Genomic DNA, 20,984 nt, shown 5'->3' on the forward strand with positions numbered 1-20,984 from the left:
AAAAAAGCCTCATCAGATGATGAGGCTGTATATTTTAGTTTGTTGTCTGCTGTTGCAATTGAGGCCCTGAAGCGACCAGTTTTTTAGCTTCATCAGAATCACAATACTGCTCAAAGTTTTTGATATATTTTGCAGCAAGATCTTTTGCTTTTTCTTCCCATTCAGAAACATCATTATAGGTATCTCTCGGATCTAAAATTCCTTCAGAAACATTCGGTAACGAAGCAGGGATTTCCAGATTCATCACCGGGATTGTGGTTTTCTCTGCTTTTTCAATAGAACCGTCGATGATTGCATCAATAATAGCTCTTGTATCTTTTAGCGAAATTCTTTTGCCTGTTCCGTTCCAGCCTGTGTTTACAAGATATGCTTTTGCACCGTGCTCTTTCATCTTCCCGATCAGTGTTTTAGAATACATGGTAGGATGTAATGTAAGGAAAGCCTCGCCAAATGCAGGTGAGAATGACGGTTCAGGAGCTGTAATCCCTCTTTCGGTTCCGGCCAACTTTGAAGTATACCCGCAAAGGAAATGATACTGAGCCTGATCTTCATCTAATATTGAAACCGGAGGCAAGACTCCGAAAGCATCCGCAGAAAGATAAACAATCTTGCTTGCATGACCTGCTTTTGAAGGCAAAACGATTTTATTAATATGATAAATTGGATAAGAAACTCTTGTATTTTCAGTGATAGAACCGTCTGTATAATCAGCAATTCCGTCATGTACCACTACGTTTTCAAGAAGCGCATCTCTTTTGATTGCTCTGAAAATATCCGGCTCTTTTTCTGCAGATAAGTCGATTACTTTTGCATAACATCCTCCTTCGTAATTGAAGACTCCGTTGTTATCCCAACCGTGCTCATCATCACCGATTAAATATCGTTTAGGATCTGCAGATAAAGTTGTTTTCCCCGTACCGGAAAGCCCAAAGAATAAGGCAACATCTCCTTCTTCTCCTACGTTTGCAGAACAGTGCATCGATGCCATTCCTTTTAATGGAAGATAGTAATTCATCATTGCAAACATTCCTTTTTTCATTTCACCGCCGTACCAAGTACCGCCAATGATCTGTAATTTTTCAGTAAGGTTGAACATGACGAAGTTTTCAGAATTCAGATCCTGCTCCTGCCAGTTTGGATTGGTTGTTTTTGAACCATTGATTACCGTAAAATCCGGCTCGCCAAAATTTTCTAATTCGAAATGAGAAGGACGGATGAACATATTGGTCACAAAATGCGCCTGCCAAGCTACTTCTACGATGAATCTCACCTTTAGTCTTGTATCGGTATTGGTTCCGCAGAATGTATCGACCACATAGATTTTTTTAGCTTCGGAAAGCTGATCTAGAACCAAAGTTTTACAAGATTCAAAAACTTCAGAAGTGGTAGGCAAATTTACTTTGCCATCCCAGAAAATAGTATCTTTCGTTACATCATCCTGAACAATATATCTATCTTTAGGAGAACGACCTGTGAAAATTCCTGTTTTTACAGATACGGCTCCAGATTCCGTGAGTTCAGCTTTTTCAAAACCCTTATTTTCAGGGGATACTTCAGCTTGATATAATTCTTCATACGAAGGGTTATATATTAAATCGTACTCTCCTTTAATCCCTAATTTTTGTAAATCCTGGATGATTTTAGCGTTTTTCATTTTACTTATATTTTCTTTTTCTTTTTCCGTTTAACATAATTAATATTAACGAATTGTTAAAGTTCGATAAATATAAACATATAAGCGAAAATGGCAAATAAAAATACAGGCTTATAAAATACTGATTACGAATTTATTAGATCCTTCCATTCAAAAACAGTAGTAAAACCTTTTCCCCAAAAATAGTCCTCAAAGCCGTTAAATTTTGCGCTCATCACAAAATCTCCGCCCCATGCGCCCAAACTTTTTACAAAAGAAGGGCAATCGGAGAAATATTTTTCCTTAACTGTCGGAATTTCAATAAAATCTGAAATTTTTTGTTCATGAAGCATCATTAGCTGTGAAAATTTTTCCAATTCATTACATAACAAAATATTTCTTGTGAGATCAGAAAATTCTTCCACTAATTTCGGAGACTTTATTTTTGACTTATAAAGATGAATCCCTTCACGGCTATCCTGCTTTTGGTTGAGATGGATAAAAATTAAGCTGTTTTTAAATTTCGGATTAAAATTTACTTTTTCGAAAAAGATTTCGGGTTTGTTCTGAAAAAGAACTGCAGACTTGGCTTTTGCCACGGCAATATCATATCCACTTCCTCCCAAACTAACAGCATTGAGTTGGAAAGGATCAATATCTGCCCATTCTGCAAGATTATTCATTAAAGTGGAGCTGCTTCCCAAACCAAAATCAGGAGGAAACTGAAGGTTGGTTTTTAAATGATAAGAATCAGTACTTTTTAATTGAATTTCAGAAAGATGCTGAACATTTTTTAAAACTTTTACAATAAATTCTGCGCCTGAACTGATATTGGCATCTAGAATTTCCCAGTTTTTATAATCAATAACTGCTGTTAACCATGGTTTTTGCTGATGAAAAGCTTCCCAGGTAAGTATTGATTTTCCGTTATTTTGTTTTTCAAAAAAAAACTCTTGTCCTAGCTTTGTGGGTACCGCTAAGACAAGAGCTCCGTCTATGGCAAAATATTCAGAAGTCAGCATCAGCTTTCCAGGTGAAAATATCCTGCTCATTTGTTTTTATTTAAATCGCAGAAACTGCTTCTACAGAACTGTCAATTTTTTTGATCAGTCCCTGAAGTGTTTTTCCAGGCCCCACTTCAATAAATTTAGTAGCTCCGTCTTTAATCATATTCTGAACAGACTGAGTCCATTTTACGGGACCTGTCAATTGTGCAATAAGATTATTTTTAATTTGCTCCGGATCTGTAACTGCGTTTGTTGTAATATTTTGATAAACAGGAATTGTGGCATTCCTGAATTTTGTTTTTTCTATTGCTGCAGCCAGTCTTTCCTGTGCTGGTTGCATTAACGGGGAATGGAAAGCTCCGTTTACAGGTAATAATAATGCTCTTTTAGCTCCGGCTTCTTTCAGCTTTGCACAAGCAGCTTCCACGGCTGCTGTTTCTCCTGAAATCACCAATTGTCCGGGACAGTTATAATTGGCAGGAACTACAATCCCATCAATCGTGGAGCATATTTCTTCTACTTTTGCATCTTCCAGTCCTAAAATCGCTGCCATAGAACTTGGGTTTGCATTACATGCATCCTGCATTGCTTTTGCTCTTTCGGAAACCAGCTTTAAACCATCATCAAATGATAAAACACCATTGGCAACCAATGCTGAGAATTCTCCTAATGAATGTCCGGCAACCATTTCAGCGCCAAGACCGTTGATTGCTTTTAAAGCAGCCACCGAATGGATGAATATAGAAGGTTGTGTAACTTCTGTTTTTTTAAGATCTTCATCTGCTCCGTTAAACATAATGGAAAGAATGTCGAACCCTAAAATTTCATTGGCAGATTCCATAAGGTCTTTGATGTCTTTACGGGAATCGTATAATTCTTTTCCCATCCCCACAAACTGTGAACCTTGCCCAGGAAATACAAGTGCTTTCATGTATTGATTTAAAATTAATATAACTCTATGATTATAAAAGTATGATACTTTTTTTTACGGAACTAATCTGATCACGCGGAATCCTGTATTGACATACGCTCCGTTGGTTTTTGACTTTACAAACTCAAACTTGGTAGCAAGTTGTGTTTGCACTTTATTCATCTGTTTCAGGATCTCGCCTTTTTTATTTTCTCTGGTCAACATATCATTTACGACGTCAAAACCGATAATGGCATATTTCCCCGGAGTTTTGCAGTATTTAGCTTTATACGCTGCTAAAATTTCTTTTTCGAAGCTTCCTTCTGCATTTATTTTTCTGTCCATTAAATATACTAAATTAGCCTGGCTCAGCTCATCTACTTTTTTCTCAAAGCTTGGAACGGCATACATGCTGAATGCTCTCATTCCCTGTACTTCTTTGGAAAGTGCAATCATTCTCGTAGAAAATGCTTCGCCGATATTGTCATTATCACTTGCTAAAATCGCAATAACCGGAGCCGACTGACCGGTCATCATATTTTGGTCCAACTGAATATCTGCAGCAGAATTTACCACAATAACATTAGCATTCTTAACCGCCTTTTCAAGATTTGCCTTTAAATAATTGGCATTTTCTTTTTTAGAATCAGCAACAATGTAAATCTTTTGATCAGAATATACCGTTTTTACCTCTTCGACCATCTTATCGGCATACGTCTGATCATTGGTTTCCACAATAATCAAATTACTGTAATTATACAGTTCCGGTGAGTTGGCAAATGGTGCTACAACAGGAATTTTCTGCGTTCTTGTAAAATCCAAAAGATCAATTACGTTTGATTTAAAGAAAGGCCCAATAATTAAGTCTGTATTATTAGGGTTAATCTGCGTCAACGAGCTTTTAAATGAAGCTTCATTTCCGGAATCTACGATTTTGATGTCTAGCTTTTGTCCGTTTGAAGCATTTCTTTCTATCGCCAATTTTGCACCGGTAAGAAAATCCATAGCCATGCTTCTGTATTGTGTTTCGTTGCTGCTGTATCCGAACGGAAGCATCAAAACAACACTCAGTGCATCCCCATTTTTCTTTACATACGCTGCATCAAGTTTTTTAATCTTTAAAATCATTCCCGCTTTCAACCCTCTTGATAATTCAGGATTCAAAGCAACTAATTCGTCTATGGTAATTCCAAATTTATTTACGATCGAGAAAACCGTGTCTCCCTGCTCTACCGTGTAGGTTGCATATTCATCCTGACTGTCTGAAGTATTGTTTGAAGAAGATCTTTCGTTTCCGGAATCTATTTTAGTTTTATTATTAGCAGATTCCACTTCAGACGTTACTTCAGCGGGTCTTGGTGCAGAGACGGGAGCCTGAGTACCTCCGTATTTTTTTATACTGTCGAGCGGTAAAGTGATCTCTTCCCCGATTTTCATGTGCGCATCCAAATCCGGGTTAAGCTTTCTGAGCTCAGTTTCGGTAATTCTGTATTGCTTTGTAATTCCGTAAACGGTTTGTTTTGGCTGTAAAACGATTTTTCCAGTCTGTGCTGAAGTATTTGCTGGTGTAGATTTTTTGGGCGCTGCACTCTTTTCAGATTTTACTGTCACCACATCTCCTATGGAGAGTTTGCCGTCTTTAAACTTCGGATTAAGTTTCAGTAATTCATCTACGGTTATCCCATATTTTTTAGAAATATTATAGGGATTATCACCTTTTATAACCGTGTGTGTTTTCTGGGCAGAAACTGCCAGAAACATACATAAACCAGATAGTATAAAAAACCTCTTAATCATTTTTGAAAATATAAAGTACAAAAATACTTCTTTAAAATTAAACCGCAACAATTATTAATTTTGATTCTTCCACCACCATCTCTTCCAGACAAACTTCGAGCCACTCGTAGCCGTAATCTGCAAAAAATACACTGAAATTATAAATTCTTTCCTGCCACGTTTTTGAAGGATGTATATCGAGGAATAAATTTTCCAGACGTTGCAGCAATTCGCGCTGCTTTATTTTCTCGGCACGAAGAAGCCTTTTTTTCATCCTGATAAAAGATCTAAGCTGTCTTACCTCCTCTGCTTTTACTAAATTCCCAAATGACGGATCTGTGTTTTCAGCTAAAGATTTCAGGTCTGAAAATTGTTGAATTATGAAGTTTTCTTTTTCCTGTAAAGATTTAAGAATAATACTGCTCCCTAAAATTTTAGCTTCTGTAATTTTGGTAAAGTTCTGAAAGAAATCATCTGTTTTTAAATGCAGCTTGTCTATCTTTTTCAAGGTTTTCTCTCTTAAAAAAAGCATTGAATTTCTGGGAATTAAAATCGGAAACGGAATCTCTAGCGCAGAAAAATAATCTTTCAGCTCCAGCCAGTACATAATTTCGGCATTTCCGCCAATATAAGCAAGATTAGGCAAAACTTTCTCTTGGTAAACAGGACGCATTAATGCATTCGGGCTGAATTTTTCCGGAAAACTCTCCAGTTCTTCTACAATTTCTTCTTTTGTAAATTCAATATTCTTATCAACAATACTGTATTTTTCTCCATCAAAATCGATCCTGTCGCGGGTATCTGAAAGATAAAATAAGTTAATTGCTCTGGGATTAACCTGAACTTTTCCGTATTTTTCTGTAAGATAATCTATTTTTTGTTTAGCTATTTTTTCAAGGCTAAAATTCAAAATCTCGTCTTTAAAAATTGTTTTGACCTGATTTTTTAACGCTTGGGAATCTCCATCCAGAATCAGTAGTCCAAAATCTGAAAACAATCTGTTGACCAAAATCAGGATTGCTTCCGTCAATGTATTTCCAATTTTGTATGCTTCTTTGAGCATTAAAATCAATTCAGTCCCGAAAATGGAATCTTTATATTCTTTTTCAAATTCAGAGATGAAAAACGTATCGCTTATTTTGATTCTTCCGACTGCACCCCCGGATTTTTCATTGATCTCATAGTAATTATTTTCGGTCTTAAAATGGTTGATTTCTTCAAAATCATGATCTTCCGATGCCATCCAGTATACCGGAACAAAATTAAAATCAGGAAAATTTTCTTTAAGATAAGTGCAGGTTTTTATGGTCTGCAAAATTTTATACATGAAAAATGAAGGCCCCGAAAACAGGTTCAGCTGATGGCCGGTCGTAATCGTAAAGGTATTTATGGACTTCAGGCTCTCAATATTTTCTTTCTGTTTTGAAGAAAGCATACCATCTGAAAACTGCTGTTGAAATGTTTCCGACAATATTGCTCTTTGTTTAATGTCAAAAGAATTTTGCTTCGCATGGATCTGTTTCGCAAAATGATCCAATGAAAAAGTGCTGTTTTCGAACCCTTCAATCTGACGGTTTAAAAAGTCTTTTACAAGCTGAGGAATGCTCTCGATCTCGTTAAATGCTATTTTATTGATTGTTTTCAACGTGATTAATTTTAGTTGAACAGATACCAGACAATTCCGATATTTACCCTGAAATCGTATACCGGATAATGTGGAAATGCATAGGCTTTGTTTGCTGAGACCAGATTTCCTATTTGCTGTCCTTCGATGAAAAAAAACATTCTTTTTACTTTCATATTAAAATAAACATCCGCAATAGGTTGCCCTCCAATTGAAAATGAATCTGTACCCGGTAAAATATACTCGTTCAAAATAGGAAAATAATCTCTTGACGCAAATTTTGTGAAATAATACACTTTGATTCCTGCCTGAATTTCAGCTGCCTTCTTAAATGCTTTTGACTGAAAATAAATATTGGCTCTTCCTATAAATGATGGCATGGGAAGCAATTCTTTATTCGTCAAAGCATTTTGGAACTGTACTCTTGTATTGAGATGAAACTTCCTGTAACTGAATGTCGCATCACCTCCAATCTGCGAAATATTAAGAGAGTTTTCGCTTTGTTTTGGCATTGCTGCCGCATTAAAGTAGGTATAATTGTCTATCCTGAAATAATTGGCAAATACTTCCGTTTTAAACCATTTTAAATTGATATTTCCACCGATTTCTGTAATGGACTGGTTTTTTGCATCCTCTAGAAAGTAATTGTATTTTTTATATACCGAGGTGTTCGCAAGATAGTTGAATGATGGGTAAGTACTCTGGAAATTAACTTTTGCGTTAACAAAGTATCCCTTTACAGGTTCAAATTTAATAGTATTTGTTGTTTTCAGGTACGTCCCAAACTGACTTCCATTGGAAAATTCCAGGAATGAATTGAGCTGAAGCTTGTCAAATAATTTTACCTGCAAATTTCCTACTGCCCCCAATCTGTTTTCTTTCAGCTCATTTGGAACAGACAGGCTGCCTAAGACGATGTCATTCAACCCGAATTTCAACATCTGATAACGCACTCCCGCATCCAGTTTGAACTTTTCATTATCAAAAACCAAACTAACCGTGTTGCTGAAATTATTTGAATATTTTTTTGTAGCCAAAGGAAATCCTGAAACCAATTCTGAGTCCGCATCATACCAATAACTTTCTAAAGAGCCTTGATTGTAATAATATTTATTTCCCTGGTTGGAAATTGTATGCCTTATCCGGAACGGGAACTTTTCAGCATTAAAAGGGGTAAACTGATGACTGAGGTAATATCTTCTGTAAGAATACTGAGAGCTTGAGGATGCTAAATTTACCTGTGCATTCCATTTATTGCTGTAATCGCTGTCACCTGCCTGAAAAAGATTATCGTCTACAATTCCGCCAGATTCCTGATTGTTCACATTCTGATGGAGATAATGCGTGAAGAGCTCGTAGTTTCCGCTTTTTGAAGTGTAATGTCCTGAAAATAAAACGTTATTGTTTGCAGCTAAAGAATTCCTGTACATTCCCTGAGATCGAAGTCCCATGTATTCAATCGCAAAATTGAATCTTTTGCCGATGTTTTGGGTATATGTAGATCGTAAAGCGGCACCATTTCGCATTGCATTGTGATAAATAAATGTTGCCGTGGGTGTTTTTACATCATAATATTGAATATCATTTACTCCTAAAATACCGTATGCTTTATTCGCAGGCAGTAATGATAAATTTTGTTCGGAATTGACTTCATACGATAATGGGTTAAACCCCGAACCAATATTTGCAAACTGTACTCTTCCAAAATTATCTCTGTTATTATACTGCGAAAAAATATAGGTCTTGTCAATTGACATCACTGTGTCAAAGATTTTCTTTTCTGCATATTGTGTCTGGAACTGATAGTCGTAAATAGTTGGTTTAAATATTTTCAGGGAATCTTTTTTACCTGAATCAATGACCAATGTATCTTCTAATTTTTTTTCAAGCCTGTTAGAATCTGTTTTATTGACAATTACCTGTGCCTTAAAGAGCGAACCGAAAAAGAGTATGAGAATGAATAGGTATTTCATTGAGTTGTTTTATGTTACAGAACCTCAAAAACCAAAAGTTTTTTGAGTTCTGATTTCGTCTCCACAAAAATAAGAAATAAAAGGAAATAAAAAACCCTGCTGAGAGCAGGGTTTCATTATTATGATTATTGATTGATTAATAACCAGGGTTTTGTTGAAATGCCGGAGTAACATTTATTGTTGACTGCGGAATTGGCCATTGCCATCTCGTATCTGATGGTAGAATAGTCTGAACAACAGATGCTGTACCAGTTCCATCAACATTTGGTCCTTCTCCAGTTCTCTGCATGGTAAGACCTAACCTTTTGAATGTATAGAATCTATCATTTTCAAAAGCTAGTTCTAGTCTTCTCTGAAGCATGATCTCAGCATTAAGTGCAGCACCTGTTAAATTTACAGATACATAAGGAGAGTATCTCTGAGCCTTTAATGTATTCAATAATGAATTAGCTAATGTTTCATTTCCTGATTTAAATGCAGCTTCCGCAACATTTAAATACACTTCTGCAGTTCTTAAATATTTAGGCTCGACAACATTTAAAGGAGTTCCTCCACCTGTGTTAAATGCCCATTTAATGACATGATTTCTTTGACTTCCTTGATATGAAGCAGTTCTTATATAAGCAGATTTTCTAATATCAGTAGTAGTATATAAGTCATTTAAGGATTTTGGCACTACATATTCTGATCTAATACTTCCTGCTGTTGCAGTTGCCCCTTGCTGATAAGCAACTCCTACTGTAACATTTTCTTGTGTAGAATTAAGTATTTTAAGAAGTACCCCATCAACATTATTTGAAGCCCAAATATTAGTAAAATTAGCTCTAGCACCTACACTTGGAGATAATGCAATACTTGCATTTCCAGCAGTAATGGCATTATTATAATCACCTTTGTATAAATATACTCTGGATAATAAACCATAAATTGCTGCTTTAGAAAATTTAGACTTATCTGCAGGATTCTCTGTAATATTATTAACTGCAAAATTTAAATCAGAAATAATATTATCATATACCTGAGCTACTGTAAGATTTCTAGTAACATTATTTTCTAAAGGATTAAACTCTGTTATGTAAGGGATTCCTAAAGATGCATTTGCATCAGCTGATTGTGTTGGAATTTTACAATATGCTCTTACTAAGTCAAAATGAGCTGCTGCTCTTACTGCTCTTGCATGACCCTCAATATTATTTCTAAAAGTTCCAGCAGGAAGATTACTTATATATTTCAAAGGAACATTTGCTCTTGAAATTACAAAGTATGCTTGTGTAAACAATCCAGTTACAGATCCGTTATTAGACGAAAAACTCCAATTGTATGCTGTAAAATTAGATTGTCTTCCTTGTGGATTAACAATAAGGTTGTCTGTCGTTAAATCTGGAACAATAATCTGATTCCCAGTATCTGTCGAAAAATAACCTGATCCTTTTATTGCAGAATATGCACCATTAATTGCTTGGGTAAAATTCGCTTCTTTAGTCATAGCTTCATCAAGTGGAATCTGACTGTAAGAAACTTGGTCTAACTCTCTTTCACAAGAAGTTAAAACACCAAGTGTAAAAACACTTAATATTGATATTTTTAATATTTTATTTTTCATAATCTTAACTAAATTTAAAATTGTAACTCAACACCTATTGTTACTGTCTTTTGTGTAGGATAAGTGTATAATGAATAAGATCCCGGCACATCTGTATTACCTTCTCCAGAACCTACAGCAACTTCAGGATCACCCTGATATTTTGTCCAAAGGAATAAATTCTGAGCTTGAGCATATACTCTAATAGAACTTAATGGTACTTTATCTCCTAAGAAATTTTTATCAAAAGTATATCCTACATTTAAACTTCTAAATCTGATATAATCTGTTTTTTGTAGGAAATAATCTGTCATCCAAATTCCGTCTGGGTTTGGTGCAGGAAGAACATTTGTATCTCCCGGATTTCGCCAATAATTCACTGCATCTACTGATTTATTCGTGCTGAACTGCGAAGGATCTAATCTATCTAATGCTTCGTTATTAACAGCGTACCCTCCATATTTGTAGGTAAAATCTGCTGTAACATCAAAATTCTTATAGGTGAATGTTGCACCAAATCCACCAAAATATTTAGGATATGGTGATTTATCTTTAATATCCTGAATATCATTTGAAGAATATACGTTTGTTGCTCTACCACCTGGTAAATCATAGAATGTTTCACCTGGGTTAGCAGTAGTACGATTTGTATAATATAAAGCCTCACCAGTTTGATCATTTATACCTGCAGATCTTACCATTCTAAAATAGTAAGGCATTTCTCCTACTTCAAGTTTATTATTATTCCCAATATTTCTTGAAGTTTCACCTTGTCTTAATGCTAGAATTTTATTTTTAACATTAGAGAAATTACCTCTTAATTGGAAAGTCCAATCCTGTTTTCTAATAACATCCGCAGTAAGGTCTACTTCTAAACCTTTATTTTGTAATTCTCCAGCATTATCATAAACTGTATAGCTTCCTTGTACTGTTGCATTAGGAATTAACTGTAAAAAGTCACTCCTTTTATTAATGAAATATTCTACAGAACCTCTGAATCTATTCAGATAATTAAAATCTAAACCAACATTTGTTATATTAACTTTTTCCCATTCTAGCGTTTTATTACCAACTGTTGTAGGAACTACCGTAGTGGCACTAGGCCCATACAATCCAAATCCTACATATGGCTGGTTTACATAATCTGGAATTGGCGCATCGTTTCCTGCAATACCGTAAGAAGCTCTTAGTTTCAATGCCTTTAAATCTGGAATATTTATGAATGATTCCTTTGCGATATTCCAGGCGGCACTTGCACTATAGAAAGTACCAAATTGATTATCTAAACCAAATCTAGAACTTCCGTCTCTTCTAATTGATCCACTCAACAAATATCTTGAATCATAGTTGTAATCAGCTAGCAATGCGATAGAAGTACGTCTAGTTTGAGTTCTACCTCCTGTTGTTGCATTAGGAGTAACCATATTACTTAAGATATCTAATCCTGGTGTTCTGTAGTTCCTCCCTGTTGCAGCCATTGTATTACTGCTTTCGGCACTGTATTCATAAAATGCTGTAGCACTCACTTTATGTTTCCCAAACTTTTTGTCAAAATCTACTCTTTGATTAGCAGTAAGATAATATAAATCATTATTTGACTGACTTACCTGACCATTATACCCCAAAATCACATCCAAATATGAGCCTGGTTGTAAAATAGTCTTTCCTTTTAATTGACCAAATGTATTGAATAATGAAGATCTGAATTTCAACCAATCAGTCAATTTATACTCTCCAAAAATATTCCCATTTATTCTAAGATTATTATTTCTAGATGTATTTGTTGTCAATGATTCTAACAATGGAAAACCTGAATTAGTCGGATTGTAAGTTCCATCAGCTAAGAAAACCGGTTCATAAGGATTTGCTGCATACATAAACGCAAATGGATTTTGTGCGTTATTCAAATCTCTTTGATTTTCAGTTTTTTGATACTGTAAAGAGGCGTTAATACCAATTTTTATCCTATCCGTTAATTCATTTTCAAAGTTAAATCGAGCACTGTACCTTTTTAGTGCATTTAAATATTGAACAATACCAGAATTACTATCATATCCTAATGAATAGTAAAATGTACTCTTGTCGGTTCCTCCATTAGCTGAAAAGAAATAAGATTCTTCAGTAGAATTTTTCAAAACATCTTTCTGCCAATCGTGATTCAAAGCCGTTAAATCAGCAACTTCCGTATCAGTGTATGGAGTATTTCCAACAAGCGGAGAAATTGCATTTTCAAAAGCTAACTTTTGACCAGCATCCATCATTTGAAAATTCATTTCTTTATCTGGAACTTTCCATGAAGTTCCAAATCTTGATTCAAAGCTATAACTGGTTTTGCCTTTAGTTCCTCTTTTTGTTGTTACAACCAATACTCCAGCAGCAGCCCTTGAACCATATTGTGCAGTTGCAGCAGCATCTTTAAGAATTACCTGAGACTCAACATCGCTAGGATTTATCGCATTTAATTGAGCAAATGATGAATATTGTCCATCAATTACTACTAAAGCTGGAGTGTTTGAAAAATTTGAGAAACCTCTAATTGTAATTGAACCTCCACTTCCAGGTTGGCCACTAAGAGTTTGTACAAGCACACCTGGAGCCTTACCTTGAAGCATGTTTGTCAAAGACAATGTATTAGATTGTCTTTTTAACTCTTCACTTCCAACAACAGATTGAGCCTGAGTGATTTCGTCAGTTTTTTTAGTACGATAACCTGTAACCACAACTTCCTCGATTTGCTTTTCAGGCGCTATAGTGTCGTTCTTTCTCGTTTGCGCAAAAGCCATTTGTCCGATAAAAAACAAAGCTCCTGCACTTAATACACTTAGTTTAACATTCATATTAACAAATTTTAATATATTTTAATGGGCAAATATGTTAATAAATATTAACACTTGCAAGTTTTTATTAAGATATCTATCGGTTTTTTTTATTGCCATTACTAATATTTCGCAAAAACAAATGAAAATTGACAATTAAAGAGTGTTATTATTTGATAAATGATAAAAAAACTGTGTTAAAAAAAATTTTTTAACACATTATTATTATTTAATAAAAAATTATTTAGAATGTTTATAAATTAAAACGAGATAAGATATAATAAAAAAAGCCACTTAAGAGTGGCTTTTTAATTATGTTAATTAGGGTTATTTCAATTTCTTCTTCACTGCAACCTCCTCGTACACTTCAAGAATATCATTCTGTTCAATGTCATTATACCCTTTCAGGTTTAATCCGCATTCATAGCCTTTGGTAACTTCTTTTACATCGTCTTTGAATCGTTTTAAACTTTCCAGCTCGCCATCAAATTTTACAATACCATCTCTTAGCAAACGTACTTTTGAATTTCGGGTTACTTTTCCGGTAAGCACCATACAACCTGCAATCGTTCCTACTTTTGAAATTTTGAACACCTCACGGATCTCGACATTACCAATCACCTGCTCCTGAATTTCAGGGGAAAGCATTCCTTCCATCGCTTCTTTTACCTCATCAATTGCCTTATAGATTACAGAATAGGTTCTGATTTCAATTTCCTCACGGTCTGCAAGATCTTTTGCATTGGCTCCGGCTCTTACATTAAATCCGATAATAATAGCATCGGAAGCAGCGGCAAGGTTGATATCAGATTCAGTGATCTGACCAACACCTGAGTGAAGGATGTTTACACTGATTTCTTCCGTTGATAATCTCTGTAACTGATCAGAAAGTGCTTCCACGGAACCATCCACGTCACCTTTAAGGATAATATTCAATTCCTTGAACTCACCTAAAGCAATACGTCTTCCCAATTCTTCAAGCGTCGTATGTTTTTTGGTTCTGATTGAAAGTTCTCTTTGCAGCTGTTCTCTTTTATTGGCAATGGTTTTTCCTTCACTTTCATCTGCATACACACGGAATTTATCCCCTGCTGTAGGCGCTCCGTCTAATCCTAAGATCGTTGCCGGAATTGATGGACCTGCTTCTTCAAGATTTTTTCCTCTTTCATCAAGCAAAGCTTTTACTTTACCATGGTTTTTACCTGCTACTACATAGTCTCCCACCTTTAAAGTTCCGGACTGCACCAACATGGTTGCCACATATCCTCTTCCTTTATCTAAAGACGCTTCAATCACAACACCTTGTGCGGCACGGTTTGGGTTTGCTTTTAATTCAAGCATTTCTGCCTGAAGCAAAACTTTCTCCAATAAGGTATCCATATTGTTACCCATTTTCGCTGAAATTTCCTGTGCCTGAACGTTTCCACCCCATTCTTCCACCAAAATATTCATTCCTGAAAGCTGTTGACGGATGTTGTCCGGATTTGCATTAGGCTTATCTACTTTATTGATTGCAATAATCATCGGTACTCCTGCAGCCTGTGCGTGAGAAATCGCTTCTTTCGTCTGAGGCATTACATCGTCATCGGCAGCGATTACGATAATTGCAATATCGGTAACCTGCGCTCCTCTTGCTCTCATCGCGGTAAAGGCTTCGTGACCCGGTGTATCTAAGAATGTAATTCTTTGTCCGTTTTCCAACTGCACGTTATAAGCTCCGATATGCTGTGTGATCCCTCCGGATTCACCGGCGATCACGTTGGTTTTTCTAATGTAATCCAATAATGAAGTCTTACCATGGTCAACATGTCCCATTACCGTAACAATGGGAGCTCTTGGTACAAGGCTTTCTTCAGTATCGATGTCTTCTTCAGAATCTGCTTCTTCAAGATCTGCATCAGAGAACTCAATTTTAAATCCGAATTCATCGGCTACCAGTAATAAAGTATCTGCTTCCAGCCTTTGGTTCATGGTTACCATCACCCCTAGAGAGAAACAAGCTGAAATAACTTCCGTTGCAGAAACATTCATTAAGCTGGCCAATTCGCCAACAGTAATAAATTCTGTAACCTTTAGTGAAGTATCTCTTGCATCAGCTTCCTGCTGCCGCTCATCCTGTTCTCTACGGTAGCTTCTCTTATCTTTTCTGTGTTTAGCAGATTTTGATTTACCTCCTTTATTGGTGAGTTTTTCAAGAGTTTCCTTGATCTGGTTTTTAACCTGCTCGTCGGTTAACTCCACAGGCATTGTTCTCTGCCCTGGTCTGTTGTTGTTTCCAAAACGGTTTCCACCCGGCCCGCTCTGTCCTTGAGGACGGTTTTGACCACCCTGTCCCGGAGGACGGTTTCCACCCGGGCCGTTCTGGCCTTGAGGACGGTTTTGCCCGCCTTGTCCCGGAGGACGGTTTCCACCTGGACCATTTTGACCTTGAGGGCGGTTCTGCCCTCCCTGTCCCGGACCTTGAGGACGGTTTTGACCACCTTGCTGATTATTATTTCCGCCTTGAGGATTATTCCCTGTATTTTGATTGGGACCACCCGGCTTTTCAATTCGCTTTCTTTTCTTTTTGGCTCCTGAATTAGGTTTAGGGGCAAACTGTGTTAAGTCGATTTTCTCACCAACGATTTTTGGGCCATCGAGTTTTTGATAAACCGTTTCAATTTTCTGAGATTCCTGAGATTCTTCGGCTGCAGGTTCTGGTTTTTTCTCTTCCACTTTCTCAATTGGCTTTTCAACCGGTTTTGGGGTTTCTTTTATCGGTTCTGCAGGTGTATTTTCCTGCTTTACCTCTTCCGCTTTAGGTTTATCTTTTTTTGCAGGCCTGCTTCTATTTCCCTCGATCTGAGACAGATCAATCTTATCCAACACTTTAAATTCCTGCTTTTCAGGTGCCGGTTTGGTTTCAGAGACTGCTTTAGGCTCCTCTTTCGCCACTTCTTTTACTTCTTCTTTCACCGCTTTTTCCTCTTCTATAGGAGCAGGTGAAGGAGCAGTTTCTTCCATAACTTCAGCTTTTTTAGGCTCCAAATCGATTTTGCCTAAAATTCTGGTTTCTGGTTTATTAGCTTTAGCTCTTATTACTTCAGGGGTTTTCTTTTCTTCAATTTCCAGTTTTTCTTCCGGAACTTTAGTAATTACCACCTCATGGGAAGCTTTACGCTGTTCACCATCTTTGGCAAACTCAGCTTCCAATGCAGAATATGCCGCTTCTTCTAATTGAGCGTTAGGATTGTTTTCAACCACAATATCTTTAGACTGTAAAAATTCTACCAGTCTCGACATCGATATATTGAATTCCTTAACCGCTTTATTTAATCTTATTTTTGGCATCTATATTATTTACTGTTTTTTTTAATTTTTTAAATTAAAGTATTCTTTTACTAATATTAAATTTATTTCTAAATTTTAATCTTCAAATTCTTCTTTTAATATACGTTTTACATCATTGATTGTCTCTTCTTCCAAGTCAACCATTTTTATAAGACTTTCCGTATCCTTATCCAACACAGATTTTGCGGTTGTAAGCCCTACTTTTTTGAACTCATCCAAAATCCACTGTTCGATATCATCGTTGAATTCTCTCAAATCAACGTCATCATCTTCGCTCGCTTCTCTGTATACATCAATTTCATAACCTGTCAACCAAGAAGCCAGTCTGATGTTCTGACCCTGCTTGCCGATCACTTTGGAAATCTCCTCAATCGGAGTGTATACCATTGCATATTGCGCTTCTTCATTGATGTCAATTTTATTAATGGTTACATTTCCTAAAGCTCTTTTTACCAAAATTTCAGGATTTTTTGACCATTGGATGACATCAATATTTTCGTTTCTCAATTCTCTTACTACTCCGTGGATTCTTGAACCTTTTACTCCGACACACGCTCCTACAGGATCTATTCTGTCATCATAGGCATCCACCGCGATTTTTGCTTTTTCTCCCGGAATCCTCACTGCTTTTTTAAGAATGATCGTTCCGTCCTGGATTTCAGGAATTTCCAGCTCCAATAGTTTTTCTAAAAATTTCGGTGCGGTTCTTGAAATGATGATTTGAGGTTTAGATCCTTTAAAATCAACACTTTCTACGATTGCTCTGATGTTTTCACCTTTTTTAAAGAAGTCAGAAGAAATCTGATTTTCTTTCGGCAAGATAAATTCGTTATCCTCATCATCTAGTAAAATCACATGTTTGTGACGGATGTGGTGGATTTCTCCTGTAACAATCTCTCCGATTCTGTCTTTAAACTGCTCGTAAAGCATGGCATTGTTATGCTCCTGCAATTTCGTAGCCAAGATCTGCTTCAATGTAAGAATATTTCTTCTTCCCAGCTGCGCTACAGGAATTTCCATGGTAAAATCTTCCCCTACCTCAAAAGTAGGATCTATTTTTTTCGCTTCCGTAATTTCAATCTCAAGGTCGTCGTCTTCAGACATATCGTCTTCCACGATCGTTTTATTTAAAAAAATCTGAAAGTCACCTTTATCAGGGTTTACAATGACATCAAAGTGATCATCCGAATCAAATCTTTTTCTCAAAAGAGTTTTAAGAGAATCTTCAATAATTGCCATAAGATCAATCTTGCTGATCCCCTTTTCGTCTTTAAAATCACCAAAGGATTCAATCAACGCTATATTATCCATTTATCTTTTTTCTTTTAAAATTTAACTATTACCAAAGCTTTTTTAATCTCAGAGTATAGAATTTCCTTTTCCTCTTCAACATCCACTTTGCCTTTTCCAATTTCTTTTGGCTTCCTGTAACGCAGAATCAGTGTAATTTTCTCTTCGTCTACTTTTATCAGCTCACCTTCAATCGTTGAAGAATCCTGAAGCATTACCTCAATCTCTCTTCCGATATTCTTATTAAACTGTCTTGGTGTTGCCAAAGGCTCACTTAATCCCGCAGACATTACCTGAAGACTAAAATCATGCTCATCGCGGTCTGCATTGAATTCTATTGCACGGCTCGCATCCAAACAATCCTGTAAAGTCACACCGTTGTCACCATCTAAAATTACAGTAACATCATCTGCTGCAGAAATTTTTAAATCAATAAGAAATAAATCCTCTCTGGTCTCAAGGAAATTATTTAATAATGTTTCAATATTTTTTCTAAACTCCATATATTATTAATCATGATCTACCTGTACGAAAAAAGGCTTTCTTGCGAAGCCTTCTCATTTTTCCGTAAATCTCCTGCAAATATACAACAATTTTTCAAAAAATCAAACAACCTTCATTATCAATTCAATAACAAAATGATTTTAACCGGATTATTAGCCTGAAAAGTCTAAATACCTTCATTTTTAAAATATTAATTTTTATTAACCATACCTGATTTCTATTATAATCAACTTATTTCTGATTTAAAAACACGATGAAAGTATTTTTAGTATTTTTGCCATGAATTATTAAAAACATATATTTTGAATATTACGATAGTAGGAACCGGCTATGTAGGACTGGTAACAGGTACTACTCTTGCAGAGCTTGGCAATTCTGTATACTGTGTAGATATAGATGAAAAAAAAGTGGAAGGAATGAAAAACGGTGTCGTTCCTATCTATGAACCCAATCTGGAAGAAATGTTCCTGAGAAACATACAGGCCGAAAGGTTGTTTTTTACCACTAATCTCAAAGAAGCTTTAGATAAAAGTGAAGTCATCTACCTTGCTTTACCCACCCCTCCCGGTGAAGATGGCTCAGCTGATCTTTCGTACGTGTTAAAAGTAGCCGCGGATATCGGCGAAATGATGACGGAGTATAAAGTGATCGTCAATAAAAGTACTGTTCCTGTGGGAACGGCAGACCGGGTTACGGAAGTTATTTCTTCGAAAACCAAAATACGATTTGATGTTGTGTCTAACCCCGAATTTTTGCGAGAAGGTTTGGCAGTTGAAGATTCTATGAATCCTGCGAGAGTGGTGGTAGGATCGAGCTCTGAAAAAGCAAAGGATATTATGGCTAAAATCTATCAGCCTTTTACCAATATCGGCATTCCTATTATTTTTATGGATGAAAAATCTTCTGAGCTGACTAAATATGCTTCCAATTCTTTTCTTGCCGTAAAAATCACTTTCATGAATGAAATCGCCAATTATTGTGAAAAAGTGGGTGCTGATGTGGATAAAGTACGACTGGGAATGGGAAGTGACGACAGAATTGGCCATCGTTTTTTATTTCCGGGAATAGGATATGGCGGAAGCTGCTTTCCAAAAGATGTAAAGGCCCTGATAAAATCCGGGCAGGATGAAAATTTTAATTTCCAGATCCTGGAAGCAACAGAAAACGTCAACGTTTCTCAAAAGGTTATCCTGATTTCAGAGATTGAAAAATATTTTGGAGGAAATCTTGAAGGGAAAACGATTGCGGTTTGGGGATTGGCTTTTAAAGCAAATACTGATGATATCAGAGAAGCTTCTTCTTTAGATAATATCCGATTATTATTAGAAAAGGGCGCAAAGGTGATTGCCTACGACAGTATTGCGGAAAGAAATGTACAAAAAGTAATTGGTGATAAAATACAATATGCAAAAAGCATGTATGAAGCGGTAGAAAATGCAGATGCATTGTTTATCGCAACCGAGTGGCCGGAATTTAAAAACCCGAACTTCAGCTTAATGGCTAAAAAGATGAAAAATAAGGTAATTTTTGACGGCAGAAACATGTATCCGCTGGAAATACCTCAACAAAACGGATTCTACTATAAAAGTATAGGCCGGAAAACAATACACAATTAATGGTTTCACAAAAGATCGCTATTCTTATTCCATGCTATAACGAAGCATTGACCATCGGAAAAGTTGTTGCAGATTTCAAAATGCATCTTCCCTATGCAGAAATCTATGTGTATGACAATAATTCCAAAGATGAAACTGTAGCGATCGCCAAAAAATCCGGAGCGATTGTAAAACATGAAAAAAAACAGGGCAAAGCCAATGTTATTTTCAAAATGTTTAGAGAAATAGATGCGGATCTCTATATCATGATCGATGGTGATGATACGTATCCTGTAGACTGTATCAAACAAATGGTAGATCAGTTCACTGAAAATAATTGTGATATGCTTGTTGGAGACCGGCTTTCTAATAAAAGTTATAAAAACGAGAACAAAAGAGCTTTTCACAATTTTGGGAACAATCTGGTAAGAGCCCTGATCAATGTGTTTTTCGGTTCAGATCTGAAAGATATTCTTTCGGGCTACAGAATTTTTTCCAGAAAGTTTGTAAAAAATTATTCCAGTTCTATTAAGGGGTTTGAGCTGGAAACCGATTTATCAATCTATGCTTTACATTACGGATTGACCATAGAAGAATATTCTATTCATTACAGAGACCGTCCTGAAGGAAGCGAATCTAAGCTGAATACTTTTACCGATGGGTTTAAAGTCATCAAGCTGTTTTTTAATTTGGTGAGATTATACAAGCCGCTGCTTTTTTTCGGAACAGTGGCACTTTTGCTTTTTACGCTCGGGCTTATTTTTATGGTCGTTCCCATTAGAGAATATTTTGAGTATCAATATGTGTATAAAGTCCCTACTTTGATCTTTTCTATCATGCTGATCATTGTATCGCTGCTTTCTTTCGCAACAGGCCTTATTTTAGACAATATCAGTATCATTGATGCCAAAAATTTTAAAGTAAGATACAATAACACGTTATAA

At 36.1% G+C, this 20,984-nt stretch carries 13 protein-coding genes; 2 read left to right on the top strand and 11 right to left on the bottom strand.

All coding sequences use genetic code 11. From position 1 onward, the window contains the following. Positions 1-34: 34 nt before the first annotated feature. The 11 genes from pckA to rimP form a co-directional block, all read right to left on the bottom strand. Positions 35-1,654 carry a phosphoenolpyruvate carboxykinase (ATP) gene (pckA, locus tag N0B16_RS07260; protein ID WP_262990118.1) on the bottom strand — a complete coding sequence of 540 codons (1,620 nt, stop codon included), beginning with the start codon at positions 1,652-1,654 and terminating at the stop codon, positions 35-37. 125 nt (positions 1,655-1,779) lie between these two features. Then, positions 1,780-2,685, bottom strand: coding sequence for a GYDIA family GHMP kinase (locus N0B16_RS07265; RefSeq protein ID WP_262990119.1), 906 nt, complete (start codon positions 2,683-2,685; stop codon positions 1,780-1,782). A 10-nt stretch (positions 2,686-2,695) separates the two neighbouring features. Next, positions 2,696-3,571 carry an ACP S-malonyltransferase gene (gene fabD / locus N0B16_RS07270; protein WP_262990120.1) on the bottom strand — a complete coding sequence of 292 codons (876 nt, stop codon included), beginning with the start codon at positions 3,569-3,571 and terminating at the stop codon, positions 2,696-2,698. Positions 3,572-3,625: 54 nt separating this feature from the next. Then, complete coding sequence (locus N0B16_RS07275; protein WP_262990121.1) at positions 3,626-5,311, bottom strand: amino acid ABC transporter substrate-binding protein; 1,686 nt, start codon at positions 5,309-5,311, stop codon at positions 3,626-3,628. Between the two features lie 73 nt (positions 5,312-5,384). Beyond that, positions 5,385-6,971: a bacillithiol biosynthesis cysteine-adding enzyme BshC gene (gene bshC / locus N0B16_RS07280; RefSeq protein ID WP_262990122.1), complete on the bottom strand. Its 1,587-nt coding sequence runs from the start codon at positions 6,969-6,971 to the stop codon at positions 5,385-5,387. An 11-nt stretch (positions 6,972-6,982) separates the two neighbouring features. Continuing rightward, positions 6,983-8,923, bottom strand: coding sequence for a putative porin (locus N0B16_RS07285; RefSeq protein WP_262990123.1), 1,941 nt, complete (start codon positions 8,921-8,923; stop codon positions 6,983-6,985). Positions 8,924-9,059: 136 nt separating this feature from the next. Then, complete coding sequence (locus N0B16_RS07290) at positions 9,060-10,526, bottom strand: RagB/SusD family nutrient uptake outer membrane protein (RefSeq protein ID WP_262990124.1); 1,467 nt, start codon at positions 10,524-10,526, stop codon at positions 9,060-9,062. Positions 10,527-10,540: 14 nt separating this feature from the next. Then, entirely contained in the window at positions 10,541-13,342 is a 2,802-nt protein-coding gene (locus N0B16_RS07295; protein ID WP_262990125.1) for a SusC/RagA family TonB-linked outer membrane protein, read from the bottom strand. A 306-nt stretch (positions 13,343-13,648) separates the two neighbouring features. After that, on the bottom strand, positions 13,649-16,651 hold the full coding sequence (gene infB, locus N0B16_RS07300; protein WP_262990126.1) for a translation initiation factor IF-2: 3,003 nt from the start codon (positions 16,649-16,651) through the stop codon (positions 13,649-13,651). 75 nt (positions 16,652-16,726) lie between these two features. Next, the gene (gene nusA / locus N0B16_RS07305) at positions 16,727-17,962 is read right to left on the bottom strand and encodes a transcription termination factor NusA (protein WP_262990127.1); all 1,236 of its coding nucleotides are present in this window, start codon (positions 17,960-17,962) and stop codon (positions 16,727-16,729) included. A 14-nt stretch (positions 17,963-17,976) separates the two neighbouring features. After that, positions 17,977-18,444 (bottom strand): ribosome assembly cofactor RimP, encoded by a 468-nt coding sequence (gene rimP, locus N0B16_RS07310; protein WP_262990128.1) that lies wholly within the window; start codon positions 18,442-18,444, stop codon positions 17,977-17,979. A gap of 303 nt (positions 18,445-18,747) precedes the next feature. On the opposite strand from rimP, the gene N0B16_RS07315 reads away from it, so the two are divergent. Both N0B16_RS07315 and N0B16_RS07320 read left to right on the top strand, forming a co-directional pair. Further along, positions 18,748-20,061, top strand: coding sequence for a UDP-glucose dehydrogenase family protein (locus N0B16_RS07315; protein WP_262990129.1), 1,314 nt, complete (start codon positions 18,748-18,750; stop codon positions 20,059-20,061). Next, positions 20,061-20,984 (top strand): glycosyltransferase family 2 protein, encoded by a 924-nt coding sequence (locus N0B16_RS07320; protein ID WP_262990130.1) that lies wholly within the window; start codon positions 20,061-20,063, stop codon positions 20,982-20,984. Before N0B16_RS07315 ends, N0B16_RS07320 begins: the two co-directional genes overlap by 1 nt.

The sequence above is a fragment of the Chryseobacterium gilvum genome (genome assembly GCF_025628965.1).
In the GTDB taxonomy this organism is placed as follows: domain Bacteria; phylum Bacteroidota; class Bacteroidia; order Flavobacteriales; family Weeksellaceae; genus Chryseobacterium; species Chryseobacterium gilvum.

Coding starts and splice junctions, on each gene's coding strand:
- pckA (WP_262990118.1), bottom strand. CDS start 1,654: ATGAAAAACGCTAAAATCATCCAGGATTTACAAAAATTAGGGATTAAA.
- N0B16_RS07265 (WP_262990119.1), bottom strand. CDS start 2,685: ATGAGCAGGATATTTTCACCTGGAAAGCTGATGCTGACTTCTGAATAT.
- fabD (WP_262990120.1), bottom strand. CDS start 3,571: ATGAAAGCACTTGTATTTCCTGGGCAAGGTTCACAGTTTGTGGGGATG.
- N0B16_RS07275 (WP_262990121.1), bottom strand. CDS start 5,311: ATGTTTCTGGCAGTTTCTGCCCAGAAAACACACACGGTTATAAAAGGT.
- N0B16_RS07285 (WP_262990123.1), bottom strand. CDS start 8,923: ATGAAATACCTATTCATTCTCATACTCTTTTTCGGTTCGCTCTTTAAG.
- N0B16_RS07290 (WP_262990124.1), bottom strand. CDS start 10,526: ATGAAAAATAAAATATTAAAAATATCAATATTAAGTGTTTTTACACTT.
- N0B16_RS07295 (WP_262990125.1), bottom strand. CDS start 13,342: ATGAATGTTAAACTAAGTGTATTAAGTGCAGGAGCTTTGTTTTTTATC.
- infB (WP_262990126.1), bottom strand. CDS start 16,651: ATGCCAAAAATAAGATTAAATAAAGCGGTTAAGGAATTCAATATATCG.
- nusA (WP_262990127.1), bottom strand. CDS start 17,962: ATGGATAATATAGCGTTGATTGAATCCTTTGGTGATTTTAAAGACGAA.
- rimP (WP_262990128.1), bottom strand. CDS start 18,444: ATGGAGTTTAGAAAAAATATTGAAACATTATTAAATAATTTCCTTGAG.
- N0B16_RS07320 (WP_262990130.1), top strand. CDS start 20,061: ATGGTTTCACAAAAGATCGCTATTCTTATTCCATGCTATAACGAAGCA.